The 1,833-nt window shown below is 68.4% G+C and carries 2 protein-coding genes; one reads left to right on the top strand and one right to left on the bottom strand.

Going from position 1 to position 1,833, the window contains the following annotated elements; translation table 11 throughout:
• Window positions 1–407: hypothetical protein (locus tag AB0M29_RS45095; protein WP_365393661.1), on the top strand; the 407-nt coding region annotated here is incomplete at its 5' end.
• Between the two features lie 778 nt (window positions 408–1,185).
• Here the strand turns inward: AB0M29_RS45095 and AB0M29_RS45090 are convergent.
• Entirely contained in the window at window positions 1,186–1,707 is a 522-nt protein-coding gene (locus tag AB0M29_RS45090; protein ID WP_365393659.1) for a hypothetical protein, read from the bottom strand.
• Window positions 1,708–1,833 lie beyond the last annotated feature (126 nt).

Raw genomic sequence — 1,833 nt, 5'->3', positions numbered from 1 at the left:
CAGACGGTCACGATCTTTCTGCCCGCAGTAATCGGCAGATGGGATCGGCCATGAGCGTCGGCGTACCAACCACGCCTCCCCCTGGCACGGGGCCGGACGCCAGCATCGCCCGACTTCACGGCGAGGCATGCTGGTGGTGCGGCGCGGTCAACCCCAGCCTCCGCCCCATCGGCGAGGTGACCACCGCAGTCGAAGGCGGCCGCCGGGTGTGGACCGTCGTCGGCTGCAAGGCGCACCAGGACCGGGAACTCACCGGCGCCGACCCAGCCTCGCAGGCGATGCGCTCGCCCCAGCTTCCGTCGAACAACCGCCAGCCTGCGCACGTCGACCACACCTCTGGCGTCGCCGTGTCCTCCGTGCCCCCGCCGTGCCACGCGAGCTGCTCCAGTTGCGGGGGCGACCGGTGAATGCCAGCGGCCACTACCTCGACACCGGCGAGGGGCCCGCCCCACTCGACCCGTCACCCAAAGTCACGGCGTGGGACACCTACAAGACGCATGCCAACGGATGCACGCAATGCCAGTCCAGCGTGTGGCGCTGCAAGGAAGGCGACCGACTGTGGAACACGTACATCCAAGCGACGCCATGAACGCGCTGCCGCAGCGCTGCCGGTAGCACAACCGGATGGCAGAGGACGCGGTCCTGGTCGGCGCGATCGGGCGCGGCCCGGGTCCAGCCCGCCCCGGTGTTCGCCTGTCCGGCCTGCATGAGGCAGCACCGGATCATCCCGCTCGACGAGCATCCGGCGGACGGCAACGGCGTTCCGCGCTACCGCAATCGTCTGCCTTTGCTCGCTGTCGGCCGCGACGCGCTGCCGACGATAGCGCCGCCGTCCCCGTGACTAGGCTGCTGGTGGTACGGCGAAAGGCCGTCGGCAGCCCCTTCAGTTCCGGCGCGCGTCCTACCCGCGCCGGAGGCGATGCCCCCACGCCGGTCCCCCGCCCCGTGGGGGCATCACCACACCCGACCCCGATCACCCCTCACGGGTGGACCACTGCATGGATACCGCACACACCTGTCCATCCGAGGCAGCGCAGTCCACCGGTGCCAGTGCGGCCGCCCCACTCGCGGACGACCTGACTGAGGTGGACACGCGCAGCGTCGGCGATCACCAGCAGGCTATCGAGGTGAGGTGAGGCAGTACTCGACGTTGCGGACAGTCCCTCTGGTGAGGTCGGTCAGTGGCTAATTGGAGGCGGGCTGAGGGGGCTCAAGGCCGAGGGACTTCGCCTCGGCAATCTTTTGCGCGTAGTCACCGGTCGACTCGCTGTCCAGACGCTGGTAGAGCGCCAGGGCCGCGCCGCGGGCCACCTCGAACTCCAGGAGGCAGTCGACAGCAAGCAGGGTCCTGGCGTGCATCAGTTGGGCGTCAGCGAGCTCCTCCGGCAAGTCCAGCGGCGCCAGGACGGTCACGGCTTCGGCGGCGGCGCGCTCGGCGTTCCCGAGCCTGTGCGCGAGCGTCAGAAAGCTCACCTGATTGTTCAGCGCGGTCAACAGGCCCTGCACATAGTCCGTCGTGTCGCGGAACACGGAGCGGAAGATCTGCGCCGCCTTGTTGTTCACCCGGGATGCCACCGCCAGTCGGGACGCGCCAGCCAGTGTCTTCGCCTGCATGAGGAACGCTCCGCCGAGCAGTGGCAGGTGGTCACGGCCCCGGTCCACGACGAGCCTCCGGGCCAGGGTGACCGCCTCGTCCGCTATCTCCATCGCCTCCTCGTAGGCGTCGGCCGTAGCGCTAAGCCTTGATCCACCGATTCGATGTCTGTGGATAACTCTTCTTGGAACGAGAAAGTGCCTTGTGACCTGCGATGATGGGAGTTCTTCAGGCTTCCA

It is taken from the genome of Streptomyces sp. NPDC051976, assembly GCF_040680795.1.
In the GTDB taxonomy this organism is placed as follows: domain Bacteria; phylum Actinomycetota; class Actinomycetes; order Streptomycetales; family Streptomycetaceae; genus Actinacidiphila.
Note: the sequence above shows the minus strand (reverse complement) of the source record. Positions and strands in the feature narration are given on the sequence as shown.

Bases quoted from the DNA above. Each gene is read 5' to 3' on its own strand.
- AB0M29_RS45090 (WP_365393659.1), bottom strand. From the start codon at position 1,707: ATGGAGATAGCGGACGAGGCGGTCACCCTGGCCCGGAGGCTCGTCGTG.